The organism is Kitasatospora misakiensis, assembly GCF_042656005.1.
GTDB classification, from domain to species: Bacteria; Actinomycetota; Actinomycetes; order Streptomycetales; family Streptomycetaceae; genus Kitasatospora; species Kitasatospora misakiensis.
The window spans coordinates 1-26,465 of record NZ_JBHSOF010000039.1 but is presented as its reverse complement, the minus strand read 5'-3'; the positions used below and the strand labels follow the sequence as shown (position 1 = coordinate 26,465).

Genomic DNA, 26,465 nt, shown 5'->3' with positions numbered 1-26,465 from the left:
TCGGCGCTACGGAAGGATGGATGGATGAGCGACTGGGAGTTCGTGAAGGACAGAACCGCCACCCAAGGCGCGGTGTGGAGGTCGGCCGATGGCCTGCTCTACAAGCGGACCGGTGGCGAGGATCTGCGGGCGGAGGCCGAGTTCCAGCAGTTGGTTGCCGGCCTCGGCTACCCGGTGCCGGAGATCGTCAACAGAGGATCGGAGAACGGGCGCTACTTCGTCATCGAGCGCGCCATCGGCGACAGCTCGTTGCACGAGGAAGCGCTGGCCGACGCCAGGCAGGACGGTCAGGTCAGCTACCAGGTGATCAGCACGGCGGCGGCCGTCGCATCGAGGCTCCTGCAGGCCCAGGCGAGGCACCCCCTCCCTGTCACGCCGTGGTTCGAGAAGGCGGCCTTCGCGTCCGAGGTCTTCGAGGAGAACCCGGACTTCGACACCCCGCGCGTCCACGAGGCGGTCAAGCACGCCATCGACCGGCTGGCCCGGCTCCCGATGGTGCACGGGCACCTGGACTACGGCCTGCCCAACGTCCTCCAGGCCGGGGTCATCGACTGGCAGCACCACGGACCGGTCCCGCTCGGCTACGACGTCTACCCCGCGCTCGACATAGTGGCCTTCAAGGGCGGCGGCAAGGGCTACACGATCACCCCGGAACAGCGCGCCGCCTACACCGCAGCGCTCGACGAGACCACCGCATCCCTGATCGGGCAACGGGTGAGCGAGCACCTGGGCGACTTCCTGCTCGTCAAGTGTTTCTTCTTCCTCGCCCTCATGCGGCCCACTGACCCCACACGGCACGACAAGCACATCAAGTGGCAGTACCGCCGCACCCTTTTCACGATGGGACTTGATCAGTATGAGTCGTCCGACACGATCGACACCGGTGCCTTCCCCACTCTGGAACGGTTCACCGCTGAACACCGGTAGGCCGGTCCCCACCGTCCGCGACCGCGACTACCTGATGGACCACCACGGAGTCGTCTTCAAGGTCATCGGCGACAGCCACCCCGGCAGCCACTACCTCGGCTACGTCAAGTACCACCCCGACGAGAAGGGCGACCGGCGGCTGTTCGGCCGGACCTACCGGCAGAACAGTGTCGTGTCGAAGTCCTTCGGCATCCTGGCCAGCAGGCCGGAGTGCTACGTCTACTCCGACACCCTCGGCTGCGTCATCACCGGCATCCCGCGCGAGGACGTGGCTGTTCACTACTCCTGCCGCCAGGCGCTCGCGGCCATCCACGAGGAGCCTGGCGCGGTCGCCGACAACCCGGCGGGCAAGGACCTCCTGGCAATCACCGAGTGGATCACCGCGAACGATGCCCAGGGTGTGATCGGCGTCACCGGCTCCTTCCTGGTCGGCTGCTTCAACGAGCGTTCGGACATCGACCTCGTCTGCTACGGACCGGAGGGATACCAGGCCGCACAGGCGCTGTTCCAGCAGGCCGAGTTGATCCGACCGTACGACGGAGACGACCTGACCCGGCTGTACATCCGCCGGGCCAAGTACATGGAGGGCAGTTCCTTCGACGCCCTCATCAGGCAGGAGCGCCGCAAGCTCCAAGGGCTGACCGCGGGCGCCGGCGCGCACATCAACTGCGAGCCCATCCGCTCCGACCGCGACAGGACCTTCGCCCGGATCTCCTCCAAGGAGATCGGCGAGATCTCGCTCCTCGCAAGAATCACCGACCACGCCGAGGGCCTCACCACCCCGGCCGTCTACGGGATCAAGGTCAAGACCATCCTCAGCTCGACCATCGACGAGGCCGACTCCTTCGCCCGCCGGATCACCCACATGCGCTCGTACCTCGGCGCCTACACCGGAGCGTTCCGCACCGGCGACACCGTGCACCTGGCCGGCAAGCTCGTCCACACCCAGGACGGCGACCGCAGCGGCTTCGGCATCGAACTCACCCCCTGGACCGTCAGCGGCTCCTACGTCGCCAACCTCGCCGGATAGGAGCCGACGCCCCATGCCCCTGCTCGTCATCCGGCATGCCGAGTCCGTCGAGAACGCCGACAAGTACAACGGCTTCTACCAGGACCCCCGCCCCTACAGCGGAGCCGCCGCGCACGCAATCTCCCGCACCGTCGTCGGCCTGACCCCGCGCGGCTTCCGGCAGGCCCGGTGGCTCGCCGAGGTCCTCCCGCAGCTCGCGGGCCCCGAGCCGCACGTCTACACCTCGACCTACCGCAGGGCGATCGACACCGCGGCGATCGCCCTGCCCGACCTCCCCGACGGCTGGCCCCAGCAGACGACGCTCCTGGACGAACAGCACTACGGTGACGCGACCTACATGACAAAGCGCGAGCTGTACGACAGCTATCCCGAGCTCGCTGAGGAGCGTCGCCTGCGCAAGCACATCTGGACCGCGCCGGGCGGCGGCGAGTCACTCGCCGAAGGCGTGCTCACCCGAGCCGCCGAGTTTGCAGCACTCGCCCAGACCGAACTCCACGAAGCGCGCACTGTCATCGCGTTCACTCACCAGACCGCCGCAGTGGCGCTCCGATCCCTACTCGAAGCCTGCTCCCTACCCGAGATCCTCGCCGAGGAGCGGAAGGGCAAGATGCCCAACGCCGCGATCCTCCACTACGAGCTGCACGACGGCCGGTTCACCCGGACGGGAACCACCACCCCGCCGATCTAGGAGGATCCCGTGCGACACCTGTTCCTCAACGGGCCCGTCCAGAACGGCCCCTTCACCTTCGCCACCCGCCCCGGAAAGGCCGTGGGCATCCGCCTCGCCGCCGCCCTCAACGCCATCCTGGACTTACCGCCCGCACCCCATCTGTGGAACACCGCCACCCTCGCCGGAGATCTTCGCTACCGCGAGGTCGACGGCGGGAAGATCCCCCGCCAGCGGTTCGAGGCCGACCTGATAGCCGACAAGTACACGCCCGGACCGTCCCCGGTGGGCGGCATCATGACCGACGCCGACGGCGAGGTCGCCGACCTCGCCCTGGAGATGATCGAGAACAACCTCCGCCTCGGCACTTTGACTATCAGCCGCGAGACCGTCCCGACCTGCCGAGCCTGCGGCCACATGACCGGCAGCGGCAACCACCCCTGCAACGCCTGTGGCAGCACCGACACCGAAGGCCGCTCAGGCCTCCACCTCGTGGCCGAACTCGCGAGGGACCGCCCCGTCCTCGACCGCTCGGACATCCACGCCAGCCACCGCCAGCAGCCCAAGCACCTCCAGCACACCGCTGCCAACGTCGCCCAGCGCCTGATCCTCTCTCGAACTCGCGACCACGGCATCGACCTCTCGCCGCTCGGCCTCAACGGCCTCGTCCTCGACCCGCGCGCCGGCATCCACGCCACCGTCCTCGCCGCAGCCCGAAGGCGGCAGGCCGACGTAGCCATCATGACCATCACCGAGAACGCGGCCAACCACATCGCCGCCCATGGCCAGCACTTCCGCGAACACGGCGGTATCCGGCTTCAGCACGCCCTACACGGCCACCTCCCGTACGACCACATGACAAGCCTGCGGCCGTTGCACGAGGCATACCGAGCCACTGAGGAGATCAAGGACTGCTTCGAGAAGTGGTTCCTCCCAATCTTCTCCCTGAGGGCCAAGACTGGAACTCGGCCCGACCAACTTCCCGCACTCTTCAAGCAATACATGCGGGCACACCTGGCGGCCAAGCCTGTCGTTGCGGCCGACGAAGCCGTCTTCGAAGCCGTTCAGCGCTCGGTCTCCGCCGGAGACACGGAATGGATCACGGATAAGCAAGCCCTGGCCAATGTGATGACTGCCCTCAGAGATACTTCTGGGCACCGCGGTGGAGCCGGACGCGACTGAGGTCTCTGCACCAACCCGGCCACCCGGCATCTACGAGCCCGAAACCGCAGCCCTCGGAGGGCCGTTGGGCATCAACATCGCGCCGCCCGCTTCCATGCCGACAGCCGCACCAGCTTGACCTCGGCCCTCGGCTGAACCCGGCCCAGCTTCACCCTTACGAGGCGAGGTTTCCAGGAACTCCTGATGCCACGTCAACCACGGTGGTACGTTCCGTAGTCCAATAGAAAATAGGCGACCCCGGCGGTGCTACCAACACCCCGGGGTCCGGCAACAGGAGCCAGACTCCCGATGCGTGTCCATCGTAGCGCCCACGTGCGCAACTTCACCGTGCTGCCCAACGCCGTTCTCCAGTACCGGCGGCTGTCCTACACCGCCCGCGGCCCTCGCGGACCTCCTCTCCCGCCCCGACGGCTGGCGGGAGGACGGTCGGCACATGGCCGACTCCAGTCCGCAGGGCCGCGGCGCGATCCGCAAGGCCCTGAAGGAGCTGACCGACGCGGGGTACTACCGCGTCGAGAAGATCCGTATGCCCGACGGCACCATCCGCACCGAGACCCACGTGTACGACACGCCGTGGTCCGCGCCGGATGACACCCGTCCGGCGCCCGGTGGAGCGGCTGCCGGGCGCGCTGGCAGCCCTCTTGGTAAAAACCGGCGCAAAGAACCCTCCCTCCCCGCGAGATCGGCCGATGACGGCAAGCCCGAAGAACGGGAGGAGGCTTCCGAGGCGGCCGACGAGGTCCGCGAAGCGGTGGCCACCCTGTTCCGGGTGATCCGGCCCGAGCCCCGACTGCGCCTGGGCGAGGCCGAAGCCGCCGAACTCGCGCCCCTCGTCGCGCAGTGGCTGCAACGCGGCGCGGCCCACGCCGACCTCGCCCAGGCCCTGCTGCCGGGCCTGCCCGTCCCGATGCACTCGGCGGCAGCCCTGCTCCGCTACCGCCTGGAGCACAAGATGCCGCCCGCCCAGCCCGCCCGGCCCGCCGCACGGCCAACGGCCCGGTACGCCGAATGCGCCAAGTGCCACGACCCCGTGCCCCGGCCGGGCATCTGCCGCCCGTGCGCCGGCCTGACCACCCGAACCCCCACGCCCGGCCAGGGGGCGGACATCGCCACCGCAGGCGCCGCCCGAGCCCGAACCGCCCTGCGCTCCGCGATGACCGGCAGTCGGCCTGCACACATCGCCGCCTGAGACACGCTGTCCCAGAGATGCGTCAGGGGCTGTTCAGGTAGGCGAGGACGGCGAGGACGCGGCGGTTGTTGTTGTCGTTGTCGGTGATGCCGAGTTTGCCGAACAGGGAGGTGGTGTACTTGCTGATGGCGCTTTCGCTGAGGAAGAGCCGTTGGCCGATGGCCTGGTTGGACAGTCCTTCGGCCATGAGGCCGAGCACGGAGTGCTCGCGTTCGGTGAGCCGTTCGAGCCGTTCGCGCCGTTGAGACGAGGATCCGCTGGACAGGAGTTTGGCGATGACGGCCGGGTCCATGGCGGTCCCGCCGGCGGCGACGCGTTCCAGGGCGTCGATGAACTGGTCGGCGTCGAAGACGCTCTCCTTGAGGAAGTAGCCGATGCCGCCGGCGCCGTCGGCCAGGAGTTCGCGGGCGTACAGCTGCTCGACGTACTGGGAAAGGATGAGGACCGGCAGTCCGGGCAGTTCGCCGCGGGCGGCGAGCGCCGCCCGCAGGCCCTCGTCCGACTGGGTCGGCGGCATGCGGACGTCGACGACGGCGACGTCCGGCCGCCACGTCAACAGCGCGTCCAGCGTCTCGGGTCCGGTGGCCGCGGTCGCCACCACCTGGTGTCCGTATGCCTCGATGAGGCGAACCATCCCGTCGCGCAGGAGGTAGAGGTCTTCGGCTACAACGATTCGCACGGCACCATCATCCTCACCCTGGTCGGGCCGCCTTCCGGGCTGGTGATCTCCAGGGTGCCGTCGAAGACCGCGAGGCGGCGGCGCAGCCCCGCGAGTCCGCCGTCGGCTCGCAGGCGGGCTCCGCCGCGGCCGTTGTCCTCGACATCGATGACGATGCCGGTGTCGTCCTGGGTGATGGAGATCCGGGCCCGGGTCGCACGGGCGTGCTTGACCGCGTTGGTCAGCAGTTCGGCGACGGCGAAGTACAGGGCGGACTCGATCGGCGGGTCCAGGCTGAGTCGAGAGTCCGCGCCGAGTTGAAGGTCCGCGCTGGGTCGAAGGTCCGCGCTGAGTCGAAGGTCCGTGCTGAGCGCCACTTCGAGCGGGCTGTCCAGGGCGAGAGCGCGAACGGCATCGATGAGCCCGCGGTCGCTCAGCACGGGCGGGTTGATTCCCCGGACCAGTTCGCGGAGCTCGGTCAGTGACGCGGTGGCACCGGCCCGCGCTTCCCGCATCAGGGTCCTGGCCCGGTCAGGGTCGGTTTCCAGCAGCTTCTCCGCGGTCGCCAGGGAGAGCCCGAGCCCGACCAGGCGGGCCTGCGCCCCGTCGTGCAGGTCCCGCTCGATCCGGCGGATCTCGGCGGCCTGGGCGACCGTCGCGTCCGCGCGCTGGGCGGTCAGCTCGTCCACCCGGTCGGCCAGTGCCATCGCGGGTGACGGGCGCAGGAAGCGGACGGCCACCGGCACAACGCACCGCCAGGCGTACGGGGCGCCGGCGACGGCCACGACCAGGCCGAGCGCCCCGACGACGCGCGCGGCGGGCTCCGGCCGGCCGAGCCCGAGGACCGCCGCGGCCACCCCGGCCGGCGGGAGGGACGCGACCAGGCCCGCGGTGAACGGGGCGATCGCCGTGAACCGCAGGTCGCGCCAGTTGGCGGGGTCGCTCCACCGGACCCGCCACTTCTGGTCCAGGAGGGCATCGCGGCGGGTGCGCTCGTAGCTGAAGCCGTTCCACCAGTACCCGGTGGACATCCGCGTCACCGGCCCGGCGTGGCGGTACCCGGAGGGGATGACGGTGGCCGTCCACCTCGCGACGAGGAAGCGGACCGTCCGGCAGACCGGGCGGGCCAGGGCGGGCGTGCCCCCGCACACCAGCACGACCGGCGCCAACCACGACCACGGGTTTCCCGCTCCCCACCGGATCCCCAGCGCCACGGCGGCGGCCCACAGGGCCGGGACGAGCATGCTGATGACCGCCACGACGCACGCCCGTACGAACCCCACGCCCGCGCGCGCCGGCCACGAACTCAGCTGTCTCATGACTCTCCCCTCGCTCTCCGTTCGGTGCTCCCACTGTGCACCACGCGGAGCCCGCTACCGCCCTGGTCAGCCGGGGAGTGGGGCTAGCCCCACCCACCCGTGGGTCTGGACGGATACCGCGTCGGCCCGGCGCTTCCTAACGTCGGTGAGTATGGAAAGCAACAAGCTCGCGACTGAGGCGGCACTCCTCAGCAGCCCCCGCACCCTGGAAGCCTTCGACACGGCGAAGAGCAGCGTCAAGGTCTACGGCGCACTCGGCGCCGTCGCCCTCCTGGCGGTCGTCGTGGTGTCGAGCAGCGGTCATGCGGTGAACACGTTCATGTGGGTCCGGGCAGCCCTGCTGCCGGTGGTCGCCGTGCTGCTCCACCGGCTGACCGTCTCCGCTTCCCGGGGATCTCGACGGGCCTTCGAGCGCGTGAGCACCCTCGCCGTCGTCATGCCGATCGCGATCGTCGGCGTCGACCTGATCCCGGGTGTCTGCCCGCCGTGGTACGCCGTGATGCAGGCCGTCTGCGTGCTGCCCGTGATCCGCGTCGCGTTCATCACCCGGGGCTCCGCACTGCGCGCCGCCTTCCCCCGGTCACGCTGACCCTTCGGCTCCTGCGTGCTTCCTGACTGCGCCAACGGCATCGTCTGATGCCTCCGCTTCGTTGAGCAGTTCCACCGCCGTTCCCCACCGTCCACCCCCCAGCCGCCTTCCGGCGGGTGCCCGCCCCAGGCCTGGCCGCACGCCGCGCGGCCAGGGCTTCCACCTCCCGATGCCGATCTCGAAATCAAACGGCTACGGCGGCGCCACCGATGTGATCGATGCCTCTACGGGCGGCCCCAATGGGTGGCCGCCCGTAGAGCCAGCGGGTCCGGCAGTGAGCGCGATGTCCAAGTACGCCTGCGCCGGCTCGAAGAGTCCGTACGGCACGTACTCGGGGATCTCGGCGAGGGCCACCCACGCGAGCTGGTCCAGCTCGTCCGTGTGCAGATTGGCTGACGGAACTAGCGAAGGGGGTACGGCCGTCGCCAGAGAGGGCGCCTTCACAAGCGGCACATCAGAATTCCGCCCAGGCATGTGATCTTGAATGACCCATTGCTCGCGATCGCACCGGCAGCGACCTCGGCTGCGCGGCTTACGGTCTCGCGGAAGGGGACGCCGCATTCGTCGGCCCATGCCTCGTAGGAGGCGAGGTGGGCAGCGATCGGCGCTGGGTCGGTGATCTCGATGGTTCCGGGCAGTTCCCTCACCCGAATGTCCTTGAACGCCGTCCCGAGATAGCCACAGGCCTTCTCCAGGGAGAAGCGGGAGCTGAGGGAGACCCGCGCCGGGCCGCCCTCGGGAATCCCGAGGACGTCTCCTGCAGCCTTGCTCCAGAGCTGGTCCAGTTCCCGTTTGTCGATGTCGCTGTTGGTGGACGCGATGAGGACGCCACCAGGCCGGAGGATTCGGGCCAGTTCCTTGATCGTGGCCACGATGTCGCCGACGTGGTACAGCATGTGCAGGGCCAGCACGGCGTCGACGCTGTTGTCGGCGAAGGGCAGGGCTTGGGCGTCGGACACCAGGACCGGCTTTTCGACGTCGGCGAGGATGCCCGCCGAGATGTCCATTCCGACGGCCTGAAGGTCTGGGCGGTCCTTGTGCAGGCGGCTGACGAACTTGCCGTTGCCGCAGCCGACGTCGAGGACGATCCCGCTCGTGGCGGCCAGCTCTTCGACGACGATCCCGGGCAGGTCGTACTGCGGCTGCTGCCACCGGTAGATGGACTGTCGGGCGGCGAGGTGGCGTCCGTCAGCGTAGGCGCTGTTCGCGAGGATGGACTTGTCGGCGACGGCGGCGTCCTGCTGTGCGGTGTTGCTCGTCACTGAGGCAGCTCCGGGGGCTTCGTGAGTGCGGGTCAAGAGCAAGCTTCTCCGACATTCTCACGGAGACTCACGACAATCGGGGAGCCTGCGTAGGCGGGCTCGGCAAGACCTCCAGGGCTTCCAGGCATCGGTGCCGATCTCGACGCCACTTCGCCGAACTTCCACACCCCCACCAGCTCGTACATCTCCGGCCACGGTACCGGCGCGTCCGCGGGGGAGGATTCGTGTAGACACTGCGAGGCGTGGCCCTACGGGCGGGTCGCTCCGTGTTCCAGGTAGACGGTCTCGGACCGCGCCTTGGCGACGTAAGCGGCGCGGACGCGGCGAGAGAGGCGTGGGAAGAGGAGTGCGTCGAGCTGGTCGGTGGTGCGGAAGGCGTACTCGCCGATCTCCACATGGTCGACGGTGATGCGGTCGAGTTCGCCGACCGGGAGGACACCGCCATCGAAGACGAAGAGGAGCTTGTCACCCTCGGCGGGGTGCGGCGCCCAGTCCGCGACGAGCAGACGGCCGATCGACGGGGTGATGCCGAGCTCCTCCATGACCTCCCGGGCCGCGCCCTCGCGCGGCGTCTCGCCGGCGTGCAGGTAGCCGCCGGGGATCTCCCAACCGGGCTTGTAGGTCGGCTTCACGAGGAGGACGCGGTCCTCCTCGTCGAAGAAGAGCACGCCGGCGGCCGTACGGGGCTGGGCCACCACCTCATGGAACTGGGAGTCGCTCATGGCGACGACTGTAGGCGTCCCGCCGCGTCACGCGACGAACCGGAGCCGCCACCGCCGGCTCCGGAGGTGTAGCGGCCCGCTCCTCGACGGCTTCGAGGAGCGGGCCGCTCAGCAGAGCCCGACGGCTCCGACTCAGGAGGTGATCAGGCCTCGGACTGCATCGCTGACCTCGGGCAGCTCACTGGGGACTGCCCACTGGTGGGCGTCGTGCTCGGTCAGGACGATCGGCTCGGTCTTCGCCACGGTGACGGTGAAGTTGAACTGACGGGTGGTGCCGCCGCGGCTGTTCTCGTAGTCGAAGTGCCCGACGTAGCCGGTGACCTGGTCGATGGTCAGGCCGGTCTCCTCGTTGGTCTCGCGGCGCAGGGCGTCCAGGATGGTCTCCCCGGCCTCGACCGTCCCGGAAGGGATCTCCCACAGGCCGCCCATGTAGTCGTCGGGGTTGCGGCGCACGAGCAGGACCCGCCCGTCGTGGTTGATCACGGCGGCGGCGACGAAGCCGGTGATGCCGGCGGCCTCGGCGTCGGCCGCCAGGCCGGCCACGAACTCGGGGGAGGTGACGGTCACAGCAGCTCCTTGTGATGTTCGCTGATCTTCATGGCCGCGCGGGCGTACCGCTCGGCCAGCTCCAGATCCTGCTCACGATGCCAGACCGGGAGCTTGATCATGTGGGCATGAGCGTGTTCGGCGACCGGGAAATCGCCCGGCTCGTACCGGCGGTGGGAGTGCGGGTGGCCGGGGAACAGCATCGTCGGATGCTGGTACAGCGGCAGCTGGTTCATCGGACATGTGGAGCCGGGCCGGTCGAACTCGGTGGCGCCCTCGGCGACCAGCGCCTGGTGGAACTTCTCGATCGGCAGGCCGCCGAGCTCACCCGGCTTGTAGGTGAGCGTCAACCCGTACCAGGACGGAACCACCCCTTGGGGCATCTCGGTGACCTCCAGGCCCGGTATCCGGGCCAGCTGTCCGGTCAGGTAGCGCGCGATCTCCGCCCGGCCGGCGAGGTAGCCGTCCAGGCGAGCGAGCTGGTCATAGGCGATCGCGGCGGCGAGCGGGTGGATACGGAGCTTGAGGCCGGCTCCGGTGACCGCGTACCGCGCGAGCGGATGGCCTTCCGGGATCTCGGTCCTGGCCCGCTTGTTGTAGTGCGCGAGCGTGATGACCCGGTGGTAGGTGTCGTCGTCGTCCGTGAGGACGAACCCGCCCTCACCGCCGGACAGCGGCTTGGGCCCGTTGAGGGAGAACGCCGAGGCGAGGCCGAACGTGCCGACCTTCTGGCCCGCGATGCCGGCTCCGTGGGCGTGGGAACCGTCCTCCAGCACCACCAGGTCGTGGGCGTTCGCCACAGCCACGAGGTCGGTCATGTCGGCGGGCTTGCCCCACAGGTGGGTGACCATGATCGCGCGGGTGCGCGGGGTGATCAGCTCCTCGACCCGGTTCGGGTCGATGTTGCCGTCCGGCCTGGTCTCGCACAGCACCGGCACGGCACGGAGGTGGAACAACGGGGAGGCGGTGGCGTGGAAGGTCCAGGCCGGGACGATGACCTCATCGCCGGGCCTGATCCTCGCGGCCCAGTAGGTGGCGTGCAGGGCGGCGGTGCCGGAGCTGGTGGTGACCGCGTGTCGGACACCGAAGTACTCCTGCAGGCCGTCCTCCAGGTCGGCGACGATGCCGGACCGGCCGGGGATGGAGACGGCCGCGTCCAGCTGGGCGGCCACCTTGGCCCGGGTAGTGTCGTCGATCGGCGGCCACTCGAAGTGCGGGCCGACGGCGGTCACTTCGGGCCGGCCGCCGAGGAGGGCGAGGGTTGAGGTCACAGCATCTCCTTCGGGTCGATGTAGCGCCCGGCTGCCTTGGACTCGTAGCAGGAGGCGATGAAGGCGGCGTGGGCGAGGTGCTGTTCGGGGCCGGAGGTGTTGGGGCGTTCGCCGTTCAAGATCCGGCAGAAGTAGTCGATCTGGGCGGTCGATGCGCTGGCGGGCGCGTGCGGCCGGGCGAGCTCCACCACGACGGTGCCGTTGAGGTCGAGCCGCTGGAGGTGGCCCTTGGTCAGCAGCACCGAGCCGCGGGTGCCGACGACGTGCAGCTTCTCGGTCTTCGGAGCCGCCCAGCGTGAGAGAAGGACAGAACCATAGAGGTCGGATTCGTAGCCGAGCTGGATGACGGCGGTGTCCTCCGCGTCGTAGCCGGCCTCGGGCAGGGCTGTGGCCGAGAAGTCGGCGATGACGCGGCTGGGTAGGCCGAAGTACCACAGCAGCAGGTCGATGAGGTGGTAGCCCATGTCGATGATGCAGCCGCCACCAGCCTGCTTGACGTCCCCGCGCCAACCGGCGCCGGGGTCGTCGGTGTGGAAGGTGTACTGGCCGTCGATGAGGAACGGGGTGCCGATCTGGTCGAGGAACTGCACCACGCTGGTGTAGATCGGGTTGAACCGCCGCTGGAGGGCGACCATCAGCTCCACCCGCCCGGCCTGGCAGATTGTGGCGAGTTCACGGGCCTCGGCGAGCGAGGTGGCGAACGGCTTCTCCTTGAGGACGTGCACACCCCGGGAGGAGCACTCTTCGATCACGGCCCGGCCCGCGTGGTGCGGGACGGCGATGATCACGAAGTCCGGACGGACGGTGTCCAGCAGGTCGGCGGCCCGGGTAAAGGCAGGTACCTGGAGGGACTTCTGACGCTCACGCAGGATGTCGGGATTGCTGTCGCAGATCGCGACCAGTTCGGCCCTGCCGGAGCCGAGCAGGCCGGGCAGGTGGTCCTCACACGCCTGGTGGCCGAGACCGATGACCGCAGCACGTCGCTTCATGGGCAGACTCCTTCCGCTTCACGAAGGAAGTTCTTCGGTGTGCGTCGAGTACAGCCCAACTACCTGCCGCCGAACAGGCATTGTCTGTAGTCCCGGGGTTGTCCCGCCTTCGCCGGCAGTAGGCTCACGGTCACTGTCGATGATGGGATTGGCCCGTGGACGACCCGATCCGGCACCCCCTCGCCTACGCACGCGTACTGCGCGGCTGGTCACAGGGCGACCTTGTCGCCCGCCTCGACCGGGCCGCCCGCCGCCACGGGCTCCTCTCCGGCGCCGACAAGGCGGCCGTCAGCAGGTGGGAGAACTGGCGCAAGACGCCGAACCTCGACTCCCAGCTCCTGATCGCCGAAGCCTTCGGCGTCAAGGTCTCGGAGATGGAGGCGTACGGCTGGCCCTACTGGCTGCCCGGACGCGACGAACCACTGCCGCTGGGGTCCGCCTACACCGTTCAAGCCCTCCACGATGCACAGAGAGCCTCCATGGACCGACGCAGCTTCATGACCTACAGCGCCATCTCGCTGGCCGGCCTCGCCGCCCAGTGGGCCACGATCGAACCCGAGCGTCTCACCTCGGCCCTCGGGGGCAAGCGGGTGGACGCCGAGCTCGTGGACTGGCTGGAGGACACCAGCTCAAAGCTGACGGCCCTGCCCACCGAGCAACGCCAGCACACGATCCGATTGATGGACGCTCAACTCGGCGCGGTGACCGACCTGATCGAGGACGGCCGCTACAGCGAACACACCGGCCGTAGGCTGCACCTGCTGGCGGCTTCGCTCGCCACCACCTGCGGATGGCACCGCTTCGACCAGGGCAGGCACTGGGCGGCCGGGAAGCTGTGGGGTGCGGCCCTACAGTCCGCGCACGCCGCCGGTGACCGCGACCACGGCGCGGGAGTGCTCGCTGACTTCGCCTATCAATCGAACTGGCTCGGAGAGCCGAAGGTCTCTGTGGACCAGCTCGGATACGCGCTGTCCGGCATCGAGCACCCCACCGCCCGATCTCTGCTGTTCCTCCGCCGGGCCAGAGCCCACGCCGCGCTCGGCGACCGCTCCGCCTGCTACCGCGATCTGTCCGAAGCCGAATCGGCCCTCGTCGTCGAAGCCGCCGACCCCGCACCCGGCTGGTGCGCATGGATGAGCCCGGCCGACCTCGCCGTGGACTCCGGCCAGTGCCTCCTCGACCTCGGCCGAACCGACGAGGCCCATGCCCGGATCTCCGAGGGCTTGACCCTGCTGCCCCGCGCCAGGGACAAGACACGCGGCATCTTCCTGACCTATCAGGCCATGGGCCACCTCCAGGCCAACGACATCGAGCAAGCGCTTGCCGTCACCAGCGAGTCGCTCGACCTGGCCACCCGCATTGGCGCCCCACGGTGCGTCGCCCTGATCCGGGAACTCGCACCGGCCTTCAAGCCCTACCGCCAGGTCGACGGCGTCCCGGAGTTCTTGGAGCGGTTGAAGGTCAGCTGAGCACACCAGCGGGGGAAGGCCCGTGGTGCCGCCTGCCAGCAGCTGCGCGCGCACCCCAAAAGCCTGACGTTGCGTCAAATGGCGTGATACGTCTCCTCAGTACCGGACTTTCTCGCCTGGTACGAACGATGGCTCGATCACATGGCTGCCGGACAGGACAACCGGGCCCTGGAGCTCACCTCACCCCAGCTCCCAGCCCACCCGATTCGGCAGCGGCCCGTTTACTCAGCCTGGCCGCGTCACGGAAGTTGAGCCAGCTCCTGTTCCGGTGAAAAAAGCCAGCGCCGCGTGCCGCCCGGCCGGTCGGCACGCGGCCAGGCCCGGGGTGGGCACCCGCCGGCAGGCGGGTGGGGGGTGGACGGTGGGGAACGGCGGTGAACCTGCTCAACGAAGCAGATCACGCGCGGAAACGCCGCTGCCGCGCAAACCCCTCGGTTCGCGCGGCAGCGGGTTGACGATCGACGAACGACCTCAGACGTTGAAGCCCAGCGCCCGGAGCTGGTCGCGGCCGTCGTCGGTGATCTTGTCGGGGCCCCACGGGGGCATCCAGACCCAGTTGATCCGCAGGTCCTTGACCAGCCCGTCGGTGGCGGTCTTGGCCTGGTCCTCGATGACGTCGGTCAGCGGGCAGGCCGCCGAGGTGAGCGTCATGTCGATGGTGGCGACGTCGGCGTCGTCGATGTGGACGCCGTAGATCAGTCCGAGGTTGACGACGTCGATGCCCAGTTCGGGGTCGACGACGTCCATCAGGGCCTCGGTCAGGTCCTCGACGGAGACGGTGCCGGCACTGGTGCCGACGATGCCCACGGGGGCCTCCTCCGCAGTGGAGGGGGTCTCGTCACTCATGGTTTGTCCTCCTCTGCGGTATCAGTCGGTGACAGCGGGGTGTTCGACGGCGGGGTGTTCGGCGAGGGCCTTGGCGGTGGCGTCCTTCCAGGCCATCCAGCCGAGCAGGGCGCACTTGACCCGGGCCGGGTACTTGGAGACGCCGGCGAACGCGACCGCGTCCTCCAGCACCTCCTCGTCGCCCTCGCCCTGGCCCTTGCTCTGCATCAGCTCCAGGAAGGCCTCCTGGACCGCCTGCGCCTCGCCCACGGTCCGGCCGACCACCAGGTCGTTCATGACCGAGGCGCTGGCCTGGCTGATCGAACAGCCCTGGGACTCGTACGAGACGTCCACGACGGTCGAGCCGTCGAGCTTCACGCGCAGGGTGATCTCGTCGCCACACGTCGGGTTGACGTGGTGCACCTCGGCGTCCCCGTCGCGCAGCCCCTTGCCGTGCGGGTTGCGGTAGTGGTCCAGGATGATGTCCTGGTACATCGAGTCGAGCTTCATGGTCCTGTGCCCCGTCCTCAGCCGAAGAAGTTCCGGACGTGGTGCAGGCCGTCGATGAGCGCGTCGACCTCGCCCGGCGTCGAGTACAGGTAGAACGACGCCCGCGTGGTCGCCGGAATTCCGTACCGCAGGCAGACCGGCCGCGCGCAGTGGTGGCCGACGCGCACGGCGATGCCCTGCTCGTCCAGCACCTGGCCCACGTCGTGCGGGTGGATGTCGCCCAGCGTGAACGAGATCGCGGCGCCGCGGTCGACGGCCGTGCGCGGGCCGATGATCCGCAGGTCCGGGACCTCCAGCAGCCGCTCGATCGCGTACGCGGTGATGGCGTGCTCGTGGGCGGCGATCCGCTCCATGCCGATGGCCGACAGGTAGTCGACGGCCGCGCCCAGCCCGACCGCCTGGGCGATCGGCGGGGTGCCGGCCTCGAACTTGTGCGGCGCCGGGGCGTAGGTGGACGAGCCCATGGTGACGGTCTCGATCATCTCGCCGCCGCCGAGGAACGGCGGGAGGTCCTCCAGCAGCTCCTGGCGGCCCCAGAGCACGCCGATGCCGGTCGGCGCCAGCATCTTGTGGCCGGTGAAGGCGACGAAGTCGGCCTCCAGCGCCTGGACGTCCAGCACCATGTGCGGGGCGGCCTGCGAGGCGTCGATCACGACCAGCGCGCCGACGGCCTGGGCCCTGCGCACGATGGCCTCGACCGGGTTGACGGTGCCCATCAGGTTGGAGACCAGGGTGAACGAGACCACCTTGGTCTTCTCGGTGATCAGCTCGTCGATGTTGGACAGGTCGAGCCGGCCCTCGTCGGTCAGCCCGAACCACTTCAGCTTCGCGCCGGTGCGCTGCGAGAGCAGCTGCCACGGCACGATGTTGGAGTGGTGCTCCATCTCCGTGATGACGATCTCGGACTCGGCGTCCACCCGGTAGGGCTCGTCCGCCCAGGTCAGCATGTTGGCGACCAGGTTGAGCGACTCCGAGGCGTTCTTGGTGAAGATCACCTCGTTGCGGCTCGGCGCGTTGACGAACGCCGCGACCTTGTCACGGGCGCCCTCGTACAGCGCCGTGGCCTCCTCGGCGAGCACGTGCACGCCGCGGTGGACGTTGGCGTTGTGCCGCTCGTAGTAGGCGTTGAGCGCCTCCAGCACCTGGCGCGGCTTCTGCGAGGTGGCCGCGTTGTCCAGGTACACCAGCGGCTTCCCGTCGTGCAGCAGACGCTGCAGGACCGGGAAGTCCTTGCGGATCGCGTCGGTGTCGAGCAGGCCCGACAGGACCGCCGACTCGTGCGTTGGGGTCACTCGGACGCGCCACCCTTCACGTAGGACTCGTAGCCCTCCGCCTCCAGCTTGTCGGCCAGCTCGGCACCGCCGGACTCGACGATGCGGCCGCCCGCGAAGACGTGGACCTGGTCGGGCTTGATGTACCGCAGGATGCGGGTGTAGTGGGTGACCAGCAGGGTGCCGACCTCGCCGGTCGAGCGCACCCGGTTGATGCCCTCGGAGACGACCCGCAGCGCGTCGACGTCCAGGCCGGAGTCGGTCTCGTCGAGGATCGCGATCTTCGGCTTGAGCAGCTCCAGCTGGAGGATCTCGTGGCGCTTCTTCTCACCGCCGGAGAAGCCCTCGTTGACGTTGCGCTCGGCGAAGGCCGGGTCCATCTGCAGGGCGGCCATCGCCTCCTTGACCTCCTTGACCCAGAGCCGCAGCTTGGGGGCCTCGCCGCGGACGGCGGTGGCGGCGGTGCGCAGGAAGTTGGAGACCGAGACGCCGGGGACCTCGACCGGGTACTGCATGGCCAGGAAGACGCCGGCCTTGGCGCGCTCGTCGACGGACATCTCCAGGACGTCCTCGCCGTCCAGCAGCACCGAGCCGCCGGTGACGGTGTACTTGGGGTGGCCGGCCAGGGAGTAGGCCAGGGTGGACTTGCCGGAGCCGTTCGGACCCATGATGGCGTGGGTCTCGCCCTGCTTCACGGTCAGGTCGACGCCCTTCAGGATCTCCCGGGGACCGTTCTCGGCCTCGACGGAGACGTGCAGGTCGCGGATTTCAAGGGTAGCCATGTGTACTCAGGACTCCTGGTTGACGGAGACGAGCACATCGTCCCCTTCGATCTTTACGGGGTAGACAGCGACCGGACGGGTGGCGGGCAGGCCGGAGGGCTTGCCGCTGCGCAGGTCGAAGCTGGAGCCGTGCAGCCAGCACTCGATCATGCAGTCCTCGACCTCGCCCTCGGAGAGCGAGACGTTCGCGTGCGAGCAGATGTCGTTGATCGCGAACACCCCCTCGTCGGTGCGGACGACGGCGACCGGTACGCCGTTGAGGTCGACGCGCTTGGGCACGTCCTCAGCCAGTTCGCTCAGCGCGCAGGCGCGAAGGAAGCTCATGGGTGTCAGACCGCCGCTTCCAGCTCGGCCTCGATCTTCTCCATGAGGTGGTCCTGGATCTCGGCGACACCGATCTGCTGGACCAGCTCGGCGAAGAAGCCGCGCACCACCAGGCGGCGGGCCTCGTCGGCCGGGATGCCGCGGGCCTGCAGGTAGAAGAGCTGCTCGTCGTCGAAGCGGCCGGTGGCGGAGGCGTGGCCGGCGCCGACGATCTCGCCGGTCTCGATCTCCAGGTTCGGGATCGAGTCGACCCGGGCGCCGTCGGTGAGCACCAGGTTGCGGTTGTGCTCGTAGGTGTCGGTGCCCTCGGCGGCGGCGCGGATCAGCACGTCGCCGACCCAGACGGCGTGCGCGTCCTGGCCCTGCAGCGCGCCCTTGTAGACCACGTTGGAGCGGCAGTGCGGGGTGTCGTGGTCGATGACCAGACGGTGCTCCAGGTGCTGGCCGGCATCGGCGAAGTAGAGGCCGAACAGCTCGGCCTCGCCACCGGGCGCGGCGTAGTTGACCCGCGGGTGGATCCGGACCACGTCGCCGCCGAAGGTGACGACGACGGACTTCAGCGAGGCGTCCCGGCCGACCAGCGCGGTCTGCTGGGCGGCGTGCACCGCGTCGCGGTCCCAGTCCTGGACCGAGACGAAGGTGAGCTTGGCGCCGTCGCCCACCAGCAGCTCGACGTTGGCGGCCCGGGTGCCGGTGCCGGTGTGGTTGATCACCACGACGGCCTCGGCGAACGGCTTGACGTCGACGACCACGTGCGCGAAGCGGGTGCCGCCCTCGCCGTGCACGTCGATCTTCACCGGCTCGGTGAGCACCGCGTCCTGGGGGACGGTGACCACGAGCGCCTGCTCGAAGGCGCTGAACGCCTGCGCGGCGACCCGGTCGACCGGCTTGCCGGCCTTGCCGAGGCGGGCGTCGTCACGGCCGACGGTCTCGGCGGTCACGCCCTCGGGCAGGCTCAGCTCGACCTTGTCCTCGCCCTTCTCGGCGGAGGCGGCGGTGCCGTCGTGCAGGCCGCCGAGGCGGTGCAGCGGGGTGAACCGCCAGTCCTCCTCGCGGCCGGTGGGCACCGGGAAGTCCGCGACGTCGAAGGACGGCGCGACCGCGACGCGCGCGTCGATCGGCTGCCGGACACTGTCCCGGCCGGTGCCGGGGCCGGCGAGCTGGGCGCCGGCGCCGGCCGTACCGACCTCGATCGAACCGGCGGTGGTGGAGCCGGAGTTGTTCTGGACGTCAGCCATGGCTGTTCGTTGTGCTCTCTTCCTCAAAAATGGTCGATGGACGGCGGGCGGCCGGCGGTCAGCCGACGGAGCCCTCCATCTGCAGCTCGATCAGCCGGTTCAGCTCCAGCGCGTACTCCATCGGCAGCTCGCGCGCGATCGGCTCGACGAAGCCGCGGACGATCATGGCCATGGCCTCGAACTCGGTCATGCCGCGGCTCATCAGGTAGAAGAGCTGGTCCTCGCTGACCTTGGAGACGGTGGCCTCGTGGCCCATGGACACGTCGTCCTCGCGGACGTCCACGTAGGGGTAGGTGTCCGAGCGGGAGATGGTGTCGACCAGCAGCGCGTCGCAGAGCACGTTGGACTTGGCGCCCTTGGAGCCCTCGCCGATCTCGATCAGGCCGCGGTAGGAGGTCCGGCCGCCGCCCCGCGCCACCGACTTGGAGACGATGTTGGAGGAGGTGTTCGGCGCCATGTGGACCATCTTGGCCCCGGCGTCCTGGTGCTGGCCCTCACCGGCGAAGGCGATCGACAGGGTCTCGCCCTTGGCGTGCTCGCCCATCAGGTAGACGGCCGGGTACTTCATGGTGACCTTGGAGCCGATGTTGCCGTCGACCCACTCCATGGTCGCGCCCTCGTACGCCACGGCGCGCTTGGTGACCAGGTTGTAGACGTTGTTCGACCAGTTCTGGATGGTCGTGTAGCGGCAGCGGCCGCCCTTCTTGACGATGATCTCCACGACCGCGGAGTGCAGCGAGTCGGAGGAGTAGATCGGGGCGGTGCAGCCCTCGACGTAGTGGACGTAGGCGTCCTCGTCGACGATGATCAGCGTCCGCTCGAACTGGCCCATGTTCTCGGTGTTGATCCGGAAGTAGGCCTGGAGCGGGATGTCGACGTGGACACCCTTCGGCACGTAGATGAAGGACCCGCCGGACCAGACGGCCGTGTTCAGCGCGGCGAACTTGTTGTCGCCGACCGGGATGACGGTGCCGAAGTACTCCTGGAACAGCTCCGGGTGCTCGCGCAGCGCGGTGTCGGTGTCCAGGAAGATGACGCCCTGCTCCTCCAGGTCCTCACGGATCTGGTGGTAGACGACCTCGGACTCGTACTGGGCGGCGACACCGGCGACCAGACGCTGCTTCTCCGCCTCCGGGATGCCGAGCTTGTCGTACGTCGCCTTGATGTCCGCCGGCAGGTCCTCCCAGGACTCGGCCTGCTTCTCGGTGGAGCGGACGAAGTACTTGATGTTGTCGAAGTCGATGCCGGAGAGGTCCGAGCCCCAGGTGGGCATGGGCTTCTTGCCGAACAGCTTGAGACCCTTGAGGCGCAGGTTCAGCATCCACTCGGACTCGTTCTTCTTCGCCGAGATGTCGCGGACCACGTCCTCGCTGAGCCCGCGCTTGGCCGCGGCGCCGGCGACGTCCGGGTCGGCCCAGCCGTACTCGTAGTTGCCCAGGCCCTCGAGCTCGGGGTGCGAAACGGTGTCAGTCATGCGAGCTTCCTAACGCGCGGACGCTGAATCAGGTGGACGTACCGGCAGTCGGCGCGGCATCGGTGTCCCGGCCCGCGGTGGTCCGCAGGACGGGCGACGATGCGGCACCGGGTGCCGGCACATAGGTGGTGCAGACCCCGTCGCCGTGGGCGATGGTGGCCAGCCGTTGCACATGGGTGCCCAGCAGCCGGGAGAAGACCTCGGTCTCCGCCTCGCAGAGCTGCGGGAACTGCTCGGCGATGTGCGCGACCGGGCAGTGGTGCTGGCAGAGCTGGGCGCCCGCCGGGGCCTGCGCCGCGGCGGCCGACGGGACCCGTCGCACCGTGGCAGCGTACCCGTCGGCGCTGAGCGCCTGGGCGAGCGCCTCGGTGCGCCCGTCCGCCCCGGCGGTGCGCAGGGCCTCGCCGTACCGCTCTGCCTGCCGGCCGAACCGGGCCCGGGCGAAGGCGGCGACCGCCTCCTCACCGGCCTTGCCGCCGCCGACCGCGTCGGAGATCCAGCGCAGGGCGTCGGCGGCGAGCTGGTCGTACGCCTGGTAGAAGGCGTCGCGACCACCGTCGGTCAGGGCGAAGACCTTGGCCGGACGGCCCCGGCCGCGACTGCCGTAGACCCGCTGCTCGCGGGACTCGACCAGGCCGGCGGCGGCCAGTCCGTCCAGGTGGCGGCGGACGGCTGCGGCGGTGAGGCCGAGCCGGCTCGCCAGGTCGGCGGCGGAGGAGGGGCCGTGGTCCAGGATCGACCGGGCGACCCGGTCCCGGGTGGCCCGGTGGCCCTCCAGCAGCACCTCGGCCGCCGTCGCGGGCACGGCACAGCCGGGGGCCGACTCGGCCTCCTGGTGCGTGGAGTGCTCGCGCATGTTTTTCACAACACCAGTGTTGCGTAATTACTTCCGGCAGGACAAGCCGTGATCCAGGCCTCACCCGTGGCATCTGTCACGCAGGTTAGCCTTACCTGACCTGCGGTTTTGATCATCGGACGCCCCGCTCGGCGGCCCGATCCGGCCATCTCCGGCCCCGGACTCCCCGTGCGCGGCGGGGCTGTTCGGTCCTCTTAGACTCACCCGTATGCAATCCGAACCCGCGGTCCAGATCACCGGGCTGGTCAAGCGCTACGGCGAGAAGACCGCGGTCGACGGTCTCGACCTGACCATCGCCCGGGGCGCCGTCACCGCCGTGCTCGGCCCCAACGGCGCCGGCAAGACCACCACCGTCGAGACCTGCGAGGGCTACCGCCGCCCCGACGCCGGCACCGTCCGCGTCCTCGGCCTCGACCCGGTCGCGCAGAACGCCGAGCTGCGCCCCCGGATCGGCGTGATGCTCCAGTCCGGCGGCGTGTACGCGGGCGCCCGCGCCGTCGAGATGCTCCGGCACACCGCCAAGCTGCACGCCGAGCCGCTGGACGTCGACGCGCTGGTCGAACGCCTCGGCCTCGGCTCCTGCGGCCGCACCGCCTACCGCCGGCTCTCCGGCGGCCAGCAGCAGCGGCTCGCCCTGGCGATGGCCGTGGTCGGCCGCCCCGAACTGGTCTTCCTGGACGAGCCCACCGCCGGCCTCGACCCGCAGGCCCGCCGCGCCACCTGGGAGCTGGTCCGCGACCTGCGCCGGGACGGCGTCACGGTGGTCGTCACCACCCACCACATGGACGAGGCCGAGCAGCTCGCCGACCGGGTCGCCATCGTCGACCGCGGCCGGGTGGTCACCGAGGGCACCCCCGAGGAGCTGTGCCGCGGCGGCGCCGAGTCCAGCGTGCGCTTCGACGGCCCGCCCGGCCTCGACCTCACCACCCTGCTCAAGGAGCTGCCCGAGGGCGCCACCGCCGCCGAGCCGACCCCCGGCGGCTACCGCATCGAGGCGCCCGTCGACCCGCAGCTGCTCGCCACCGTCACCGCCTGGTGCGCGGCCTCCGGCATCCTCCCGGAGCGGCTCGCGGTGCAGCGCCGCAGCCTCGAAGACGTCTTCCTCGACCTGACCGGACGGGACCTGCGCTCGTGACCACGTACTCCCCCCGGCCCGGTGCCGCGCCCGTCGGCCGGATGCTGCTCGCGCAGACCGCGTTCGAGACCAGGATGCTGCTGCGCAACGGCGAGCAGCTGCTGCTCACCGTGGTCATCCCGACCGTGCTGCTGGTGCTCTTCTCGGCGGTCGACATCGTCGCCGTCGAGGGGCCCGGCAAGCGGGTCGACTTCCTCGCACCGGGCCTGCTGGCGCTCGCGGTGATGTCGACGGCGTTCACCGGGCAGGCCATCGCCACCGGCTTCGAGCGCCGCTACGGCGTGCTCAAGCGGCTGGGCGCCAGCCCGCTGCCGCGCTGGGCGCTGCTCACCGCCAAGACCGGCTGCGTGCTGGTCACCGAGGCGCTCCAGGTGGCGCTGCTGTCGGTGATCGCGCTGGCCCTCGGCTGGTCGCCGCAGGGCAATCCGCTCTCGGTGATCGCCCTGCTGGTGCTCGGCACCGCCGCCTTCTCCGGGCTCGGCCTGCTGATGGCCGGCACCCTTCGCGCCGAGGCGACCCTGGCGGCGGCCAACCTGGTCTTCATCCTGCTGCTGCTGGCGGGCGGCGTGATCGTGCCGCTGTCGAAGTTCCCCGCCGCGGTGCAGTCCGTCCTGGAGCTGCTCCCGATCGCCGCCCTCTCCGACGGGCTGCGCTCGATGCTGCAGACCGGCGCCGGCGTCCCCTGGGCCGACCTCGGCATCCTGGCCGGCTGGGCCGTCCTCGGTCTGGCCGCCGCCGCGCGCTTCTTCCGCTGGGAGTAGCCCCGCCGCCACCACCGCACGGCAACGGCCCCCGGCTCGCTGGGGGCGGTACCGGGGGCCGTTCGCGGTACGGGAGGGGCGTCAGCCCTGGCTGCCGCCGCGACGACGGCGGGCGAGCAGGACGAGCGCGCCGCCGAGGAGCACGACACCACCGCCGACGGCCGCGATGACCGGGGTGGCGTCGCTGCTACCGGTCTGGGCCAGCACCGGGCCGACCGGGGTCGCGGTGGCCGTCGGGACCGGCGTGGGCGTCCGGCTCGGCGTCGGGGTGACGCTCGGGCTGGACGTCGGCGTGGGCGTCGCCGTCCGGGTCGGGGTCGGCGTGGGGGTCGGGGTGACGGTGGGCGTCGGGGTCGGCGTCACCGTCGGGGTGGGCGTCGGGGTCGGCGTGGGGGTCGGGGTCTGCGTCGGCGTCGGGGTCTGGGTGGGAGTCGGGGTGGGCGTCGGGGTCGCGCAGACCTCGATCGTCTTCGTCTCCGTCTTGTTCCAGTCCGCGTTCTTCGGGTCCTCGGTGGTGGTCACCACGAGCGTGGCCTTGATCGGCGCGGGGTGCGCCTTCACCGGGAAGACCTGGTGGAACGCCTTGCCGAACTCCTTCTGGTCCAGCACCTTCTCACCGTCGACGGTCAGGCTGACGGCGTTCTTGACGCCCGACGCGTCGCTGTAGTTGGTCAGGTCGATCACGATCTTGTCGCAGGTGACCTGCCAGGTCGGGACGTGGGCCGAGGCACTGGTCGCCAGCGCCACCGGCAGCAGGACGGCAGCCGCCGCCGTTCCCGCGATCGCCGCACTGCCGATGCCTATCTGCCTCCGCTGTCGCGCCATTTCGTAGTTCCCTCCGAACGGTCTTGTGCAGCAGGCGCATTGAGTGGAACAGCGGTGGCCCGCTACGACTGTCCGGGGGACTCTACCGGCATCCCCTCCCCCCACCACACCCCGCCGCACGACCGGATTCCGTCTTTCCGTCCGCCCCCCGATGTGCATTGACGGGCCGTCACCGCCGCGAGCTCGGGCGACACCGCCTCGGCCGACTCGCATGTACGCCGTCAGCGTGGCCGAAAGACTGCACCCCCGGTGATCACTTTTGATCACCAGGGGTTGCCTCAACGAGCAGACCGGGTCACGCCCGGACGGGCTCGGACGAACGCGGCGCAGGCCCCGCGCCCGACCGGCACCCGCCCCGCCCCGCCCCGCCCCAAGATCGGCTGTAAGGCCGCATACCATGGACGCCGTGCCTACCACCACCCCCTTCTCCCTGCTCGCCGAGCGCTGGCAGCCCTCCGCCGCCGTGGTCAAGCGCGCCGCGTTCGCCGCGCTGGTGATGAGCGTGGTGATCGTCGTCACCGGCGGTGCCGTCCGCCTCACCGCCTCCGGCCTCGGCTGCACCACCTGGCCGCGCTGCACCGACGAGAGCCTCACCCCGACCGCCGAGATGGGCTTCCACGGCGTCGTCGAGTTCACCAACCGGATGCTCACCTACGTCCTGAGCGCCGCCGTCGGCTGGGCGATCCTCGCCGCCCGCTGCCACCGCCCCCGGCGGCGCGGCCTGACCAAGCTCGGCTGGGCGCAGTTCTGGCTGGTGATGAGCAACGCCGTGCTCGGCGGCATCACCGTGCTGACCGGCCTCAACCCCTACACCGTGGCGCTGCACCTGATCGCCGCGATGGCCCTGGTCTGGGTCGCCACGCTGATGTGGGAGCGGAGCAAGGAGGGCGACGGCCCGGCCCGCCCGCTGGTGGCCGAGCCCATCAAGCGGCTCTCCTACGTCCTGGTCGGTGTGATCGGCCTGCTGGTGGCCGCCGGCACCCTGGTCACCGGCGCCGGCCACCACCCCGGGACGCCCAAGGACAACAAGATGGTCCCGCGCATCCCGCTGGACTACGACCGCCTCGCCCAGGCCCACGCCGACCTGGCCTTCGTCTCGATCGGCCTGGCCGTCGCGGTGATCTTCGTGTTCGCCGCCGTCAAGGCCCCGCCGGCCGCCCGGGCCCGCTCCCGCGAGCTGCTGATCGGCCTGCTGCTGCAGGGCGTGATCGGCTTCGTCCAGTACTTCACCGACGTCCCCGAGCTGCTGGTCGGCCTCCACATGCTGGGCGCCACCCTGGTCTGGATCGCCGCCCTGCGCATCCCCCTCGCCCTCCGCACTCGCGAGGACACCCCCACCCCCACCGAGGCGCCCGCCGCCCGCGCCCCGCAGGCCGCGGCCGTCTGAGGAACACCGCACACCAGAAGGGCCCCGATCTTCTCGATCGGGGCCCTTCGGCGTACTCGGGCGGGGTGGGCGGGTGTCAGCCGCCGATCTGGATGCCCGCCATCCGCTTCCACTCGTACGCGCCGGTCTTCACCTTCAAGGCCAGCTCGCCCTCGAAGTCGTCGTGCAGGGTGACCCCGGCCAGCTCGGCGGCCCGGCGGCCCACGGCGTAGCTGGGCGCGACCTGGTCGCCCCAGGCGCCGTCGGCACCGACCACGACGATCCGGGTGGCGACCGAACCGACGTACTCGACGACGCCGTCGGCGCTGCCGCCGTGCGCCTTGGCGAAGGCGGTCAGGTTCTTGGCGATGCGCTTGGCGCGGCGCTCGGCACGGGCGTCCGGCGCGGCGGGGGTGGCGGTCTCTGCGCTGCTCATGCCCGCATGCTACCGAGCGGTAGGAGAGCTGGCGACGGGAGCGCCCTGTGCCCCGGGCCACATACTGGTGGGGTGACCTTCGACGGCTGGCCGGCCGAGGCGCTCGACTTCTACGAGCACCTCGAGGCCGACAACTCCAAGACCTTCTGGCAGGCCCACAAGGCCCAGTACGAGCACGCCGTACGGGAGCCCATGGAGCGGCTGCTGGCCGAGCTGGAACCCGAGTTCGGACCGGGCAAGATCTTCCGGCCCAACCGCGACGTCCGGTTCAGCGCCGACAAGTCCCCGTACAAGACGCACATCGGCGCCTATCTGACCGCCGGCGGCTACGTCCAGCTCTCCGCCGACGGCCTCGCCTGCGGCAACGGGCTGTACCAGCTCGCCGCCGACCAGCTGGACCGGTACCGCGCCGCGGTCGCCGAGGACGTCACCGGCGCCGAGCTGGAGCGGGTGGCCGCCAGGGTCCGCCGGGCCGGCCCCGAGGTGGTCGGCCGGGACTCCCTGAAGACCGCCCCGCGCGGCTACCCCAAGGACCACCCGCGGATCGAGCTGCTCCGCCACAAGGGGCTGATCGCCTGGCAGGAGTGGACCCCCGGGCCCTGGCTGGGCACCCGGGCCGCGTACGAGCGGATCACCGGCTTCCTGCGCGCCTCGCAGCCGCTCAAGGACTGGCTGGACGGTCACGTCGGCCCCTCCGAGCTGCCGGCCCGCTAGCGCCGACAAAGCCCCGGTGAAGCCCCGTCAGGGCCCCGGCGAATCGGGTAGGAGGGCCGGGTCACCCGGCCCTCCTCCTCCCACACCACCGGACATGCGGGCCACGCATCCGGCGGTTCACCAAGCTG

Annotated in this window: 28 protein-coding genes and 2 pseudogenes; 12 read left to right on the top strand and 18 right to left on the bottom strand. The window is 70.2% G+C overall.

The genetic code is table 11. From position 1 onward, the window contains the following. Window positions 1–24: 24 nt before the first annotated feature. The 5 genes from ACFP3U_RS25775 to ACFP3U_RS25755 all read left to right on the top strand — a co-directional run bounded on the left by ACFP3U_RS25775 (window position 25) and on the right by ACFP3U_RS25755 (window position 4,995). Window positions 25–927 carry a phosphotransferase gene (locus ACFP3U_RS25775; protein WP_380228038.1) on the top strand — a complete coding sequence of 301 codons (903 nt, stop codon included), beginning with the start codon at window positions 25–27 and terminating at the stop codon, window positions 925–927. Next, window positions 884–1,957: a hypothetical protein gene (locus ACFP3U_RS25770; RefSeq protein WP_380228037.1), complete on the top strand. Its 1,074-nt coding sequence runs from the start codon at window positions 884–886 to the stop codon at window positions 1,955–1,957. The genes ACFP3U_RS25775 and ACFP3U_RS25770 overlap by 44 nt, the downstream gene beginning before the upstream one ends. Before the next feature lie 13 nt (window positions 1,958–1,970). Further along, the gene (locus ACFP3U_RS25765; protein WP_380228036.1) at window positions 1,971–2,645 is read left to right on the top strand and encodes a histidine phosphatase family protein; all 675 of its coding nucleotides are present in this window, start codon (window positions 1,971–1,973) and stop codon (window positions 2,643–2,645) included. Window positions 2,646–2,654: 9 nt separating this feature from the next. Beyond that, on the top strand, window positions 2,655–3,806 hold the full coding sequence (locus tag ACFP3U_RS25760) for a hypothetical protein (protein WP_380228035.1): 1,152 nt from the start codon (window positions 2,655–2,657) through the stop codon (window positions 3,804–3,806). 433 nt (window positions 3,807–4,239) lie between these two features. Further along, window positions 4,240–4,995, top strand: a complete 756-nt coding sequence (locus tag ACFP3U_RS25755; protein ID WP_380228034.1) for a hypothetical protein — start codon at window positions 4,240–4,242, stop codon at window positions 4,993–4,995. 22 nt (window positions 4,996–5,017) lie between these two features. Here the strand turns inward: ACFP3U_RS25755 and ACFP3U_RS25750 are convergent, their stop codons facing one another. Together ACFP3U_RS25750 and ACFP3U_RS25745 are read right to left on the bottom strand one after the other, a co-directional pair. Continuing rightward, window positions 5,018–5,674, bottom strand: coding sequence for a response regulator transcription factor (locus ACFP3U_RS25750; RefSeq protein ID WP_380228032.1), 657 nt, complete (start codon window positions 5,672–5,674; stop codon window positions 5,018–5,020). Then, the gene (locus ACFP3U_RS25745) at window positions 5,659–6,972 is read right to left on the bottom strand and encodes a sensor histidine kinase (RefSeq protein ID WP_380228031.1); all 1,314 of its coding nucleotides are present in this window, start codon (window positions 6,970–6,972) and stop codon (window positions 5,659–5,661) included. The genes ACFP3U_RS25750 and ACFP3U_RS25745 overlap by 16 nt, the downstream gene beginning before the upstream one ends. 151 nt (window positions 6,973–7,123) lie before the next feature. Here ACFP3U_RS25745 and ACFP3U_RS25740 point away from each other — a divergent pair, with 151 nt between their 5' ends. Next, complete coding sequence (locus ACFP3U_RS25740) at window positions 7,124–7,561, top strand: hypothetical protein (protein WP_380228030.1); 438 nt, start codon at window positions 7,124–7,126, stop codon at window positions 7,559–7,561. 276 nt (window positions 7,562–7,837) lie between these two features. Here the strand turns inward: ACFP3U_RS25740 and ACFP3U_RS25735 are convergent. The 6 genes and pseudogenes from ACFP3U_RS25735 to ACFP3U_RS25710 form a co-directional block, all read right to left on the bottom strand. Next, window positions 7,838–7,942, bottom strand: a pseudogene (locus tag ACFP3U_RS25735) (NUDIX hydrolase); the annotation flags it as partial. 59 nt (window positions 7,943–8,001) lie between these two features. Next, entirely contained in the window at window positions 8,002–8,823 is an 822-nt protein-coding gene (locus tag ACFP3U_RS25730; protein ID WP_380228029.1) for a class I SAM-dependent methyltransferase, read from the bottom strand. 248 nt (window positions 8,824–9,071) lie between these two features. Beyond that, on the bottom strand, window positions 9,072–9,545 hold the full coding sequence (locus ACFP3U_RS25725; RefSeq protein ID WP_380228028.1) for an NUDIX domain-containing protein: 474 nt from the start codon (window positions 9,543–9,545) through the stop codon (window positions 9,072–9,074). Window positions 9,546–9,677: 132 nt separating this feature from the next. Next, window positions 9,678–10,112, bottom strand: coding sequence for an NUDIX domain-containing protein (locus tag ACFP3U_RS25720; RefSeq protein ID WP_380228027.1), 435 nt, complete (start codon window positions 10,110–10,112; stop codon window positions 9,678–9,680). Continuing rightward, window positions 10,109–11,362 carry a DegT/DnrJ/EryC1/StrS family aminotransferase gene (locus ACFP3U_RS25715; RefSeq protein WP_380228026.1) on the bottom strand — a complete coding sequence of 418 codons (1,254 nt, stop codon included), beginning with the start codon at window positions 11,360–11,362 and terminating at the stop codon, window positions 10,109–10,111. Before ACFP3U_RS25715 ends, ACFP3U_RS25720 begins: the two co-directional genes overlap by 4 nt. Further along, a complete protein-coding gene (locus ACFP3U_RS25710) occupies window positions 11,359–12,351 on the bottom strand; it encodes a Gfo/Idh/MocA family protein (RefSeq protein ID WP_380228024.1) in 993 nt (330 codons plus the stop codon). Before ACFP3U_RS25710 ends, ACFP3U_RS25715 begins: the two co-directional genes overlap by 4 nt. 155 nt (window positions 12,352–12,506) lie before the next feature. On the opposite strand from ACFP3U_RS25710, the gene ACFP3U_RS25705 reads away from it, so the two are divergent. Both ACFP3U_RS25705 and ACFP3U_RS25700 read left to right on the top strand, forming a co-directional pair. Further along, a complete protein-coding gene (locus ACFP3U_RS25705; RefSeq protein WP_380228023.1) occupies window positions 12,507–13,820 on the top strand; it encodes a helix-turn-helix transcriptional regulator in 1,314 nt (437 codons plus the stop codon). Between the two features lie 90 nt (window positions 13,821–13,910). Beyond that, a pseudogene (locus ACFP3U_RS25700) lies at window positions 13,911–14,072 on the top strand (SMI1/KNR4 family protein); the annotation flags it as partial. Window positions 14,073–14,291: 219 nt separating this feature from the next. On the opposite strand, the gene ACFP3U_RS25695 reads toward ACFP3U_RS25700, so the two are convergent. The 8 genes from ACFP3U_RS25695 to ACFP3U_RS25660 all read right to left on the bottom strand — a co-directional run bounded on the left by ACFP3U_RS25695 (window position 14,292) and on the right by ACFP3U_RS25660 (window position 21,100). Beyond that, window positions 14,292–14,567 carry a metal-sulfur cluster assembly factor gene (locus ACFP3U_RS25695; protein WP_051770310.1) on the bottom strand — a complete coding sequence of 92 codons (276 nt, stop codon included), beginning with the start codon at window positions 14,565–14,567 and terminating at the stop codon, window positions 14,292–14,294. A gap of 120 nt (window positions 14,568–14,687) precedes the next feature. Next, window positions 14,688–15,155 (bottom strand): Fe-S cluster assembly sulfur transfer protein SufU, encoded by a 468-nt coding sequence (sufU, locus tag ACFP3U_RS25690; RefSeq protein ID WP_380228022.1) that lies wholly within the window; start codon window positions 15,153–15,155, stop codon window positions 14,688–14,690. 17 nt (window positions 15,156–15,172) lie between these two features. Then, window positions 15,173–16,420, bottom strand: a complete 1,248-nt coding sequence (locus ACFP3U_RS25685; RefSeq protein WP_380228101.1) for a cysteine desulfurase — start codon at window positions 16,418–16,420, stop codon at window positions 15,173–15,175. 23 nt (window positions 16,421–16,443) lie between these two features. Further along, complete coding sequence (sufC, locus tag ACFP3U_RS25680; protein WP_380228021.1) at window positions 16,444–17,208, bottom strand: Fe-S cluster assembly ATPase SufC; 765 nt, start codon at window positions 17,206–17,208, stop codon at window positions 16,444–16,446. A 6-nt stretch (window positions 17,209–17,214) separates the two neighbouring features. Next, on the bottom strand, window positions 17,215–17,532 hold the full coding sequence (locus ACFP3U_RS25675; RefSeq protein ID WP_030308000.1) for a non-heme iron oxygenase ferredoxin subunit: 318 nt from the start codon (window positions 17,530–17,532) through the stop codon (window positions 17,215–17,217). A gap of 5 nt (window positions 17,533–17,537) precedes the next feature. Next, window positions 17,538–18,770 (bottom strand): Fe-S cluster assembly protein SufD, encoded by a 1,233-nt coding sequence (gene sufD / locus ACFP3U_RS25670; protein WP_380228020.1) that lies wholly within the window; start codon window positions 18,768–18,770, stop codon window positions 17,538–17,540. Between the two features lie 58 nt (window positions 18,771–18,828). Beyond that, window positions 18,829–20,244, bottom strand: a complete 1,416-nt coding sequence (sufB, locus tag ACFP3U_RS25665; protein ID WP_380228019.1) for a Fe-S cluster assembly protein SufB — start codon at window positions 20,242–20,244, stop codon at window positions 18,829–18,831. A gap of 28 nt (window positions 20,245–20,272) precedes the next feature. Further along, window positions 20,273–21,100 carry a helix-turn-helix transcriptional regulator gene (locus tag ACFP3U_RS25660; RefSeq protein WP_380228018.1) on the bottom strand — a complete coding sequence of 276 codons (828 nt, stop codon included), beginning with the start codon at window positions 21,098–21,100 and terminating at the stop codon, window positions 20,273–20,275. A 208-nt stretch (window positions 21,101–21,308) separates the two neighbouring features. On the opposite strand from ACFP3U_RS25660, the gene ACFP3U_RS25655 reads away from it, so the two are divergent. Together ACFP3U_RS25655 and ACFP3U_RS25650 are read left to right on the top strand one after the other, a co-directional pair. Further along, window positions 21,309–22,235, top strand: a complete 927-nt coding sequence (locus ACFP3U_RS25655) for an ABC transporter ATP-binding protein (protein ID WP_380228017.1) — start codon at window positions 21,309–21,311, stop codon at window positions 22,233–22,235. Window positions 22,236–22,276: 41 nt separating this feature from the next. After that, entirely contained in the window at window positions 22,277–22,996 is a 720-nt protein-coding gene (locus tag ACFP3U_RS25650) for an ABC transporter permease (protein WP_380228100.1), read from the top strand. A gap of 81 nt (window positions 22,997–23,077) precedes the next feature. Here the strand turns inward: ACFP3U_RS25650 and ACFP3U_RS25645 are convergent, their stop codons facing one another. Further along, complete coding sequence (locus tag ACFP3U_RS25645; RefSeq protein WP_380228016.1) at window positions 23,078–23,821, bottom strand: LAETG motif-containing sortase-dependent surface protein; 744 nt, start codon at window positions 23,819–23,821, stop codon at window positions 23,078–23,080. 397 nt (window positions 23,822–24,218) lie between these two features. Between ACFP3U_RS25645 and ACFP3U_RS25640 the strand changes: the two genes are divergently transcribed. Then, entirely contained in the window at window positions 24,219–25,208 is a 990-nt protein-coding gene (locus ACFP3U_RS25640; protein ID WP_380228015.1) for a COX15/CtaA family protein, read from the top strand. 76 nt (window positions 25,209–25,284) lie between these two features. Here ACFP3U_RS25640 and ACFP3U_RS25635 read toward each other — a convergent pair whose 3' ends face one another. Then, window positions 25,285–25,623: a hypothetical protein gene (locus ACFP3U_RS25635; RefSeq protein WP_380228014.1), complete on the bottom strand. Its 339-nt coding sequence runs from the start codon at window positions 25,621–25,623 to the stop codon at window positions 25,285–25,287. 72 nt (window positions 25,624–25,695) lie between these two features. Between ACFP3U_RS25635 and ACFP3U_RS25630 the strand changes: the two genes are divergently transcribed. After that, window positions 25,696–26,337 (top strand): DUF2461 domain-containing protein, encoded by a 642-nt coding sequence (locus ACFP3U_RS25630; protein WP_380228013.1) that lies wholly within the window; start codon window positions 25,696–25,698, stop codon window positions 26,335–26,337. Window positions 26,338–26,465 lie beyond the last annotated feature (128 nt).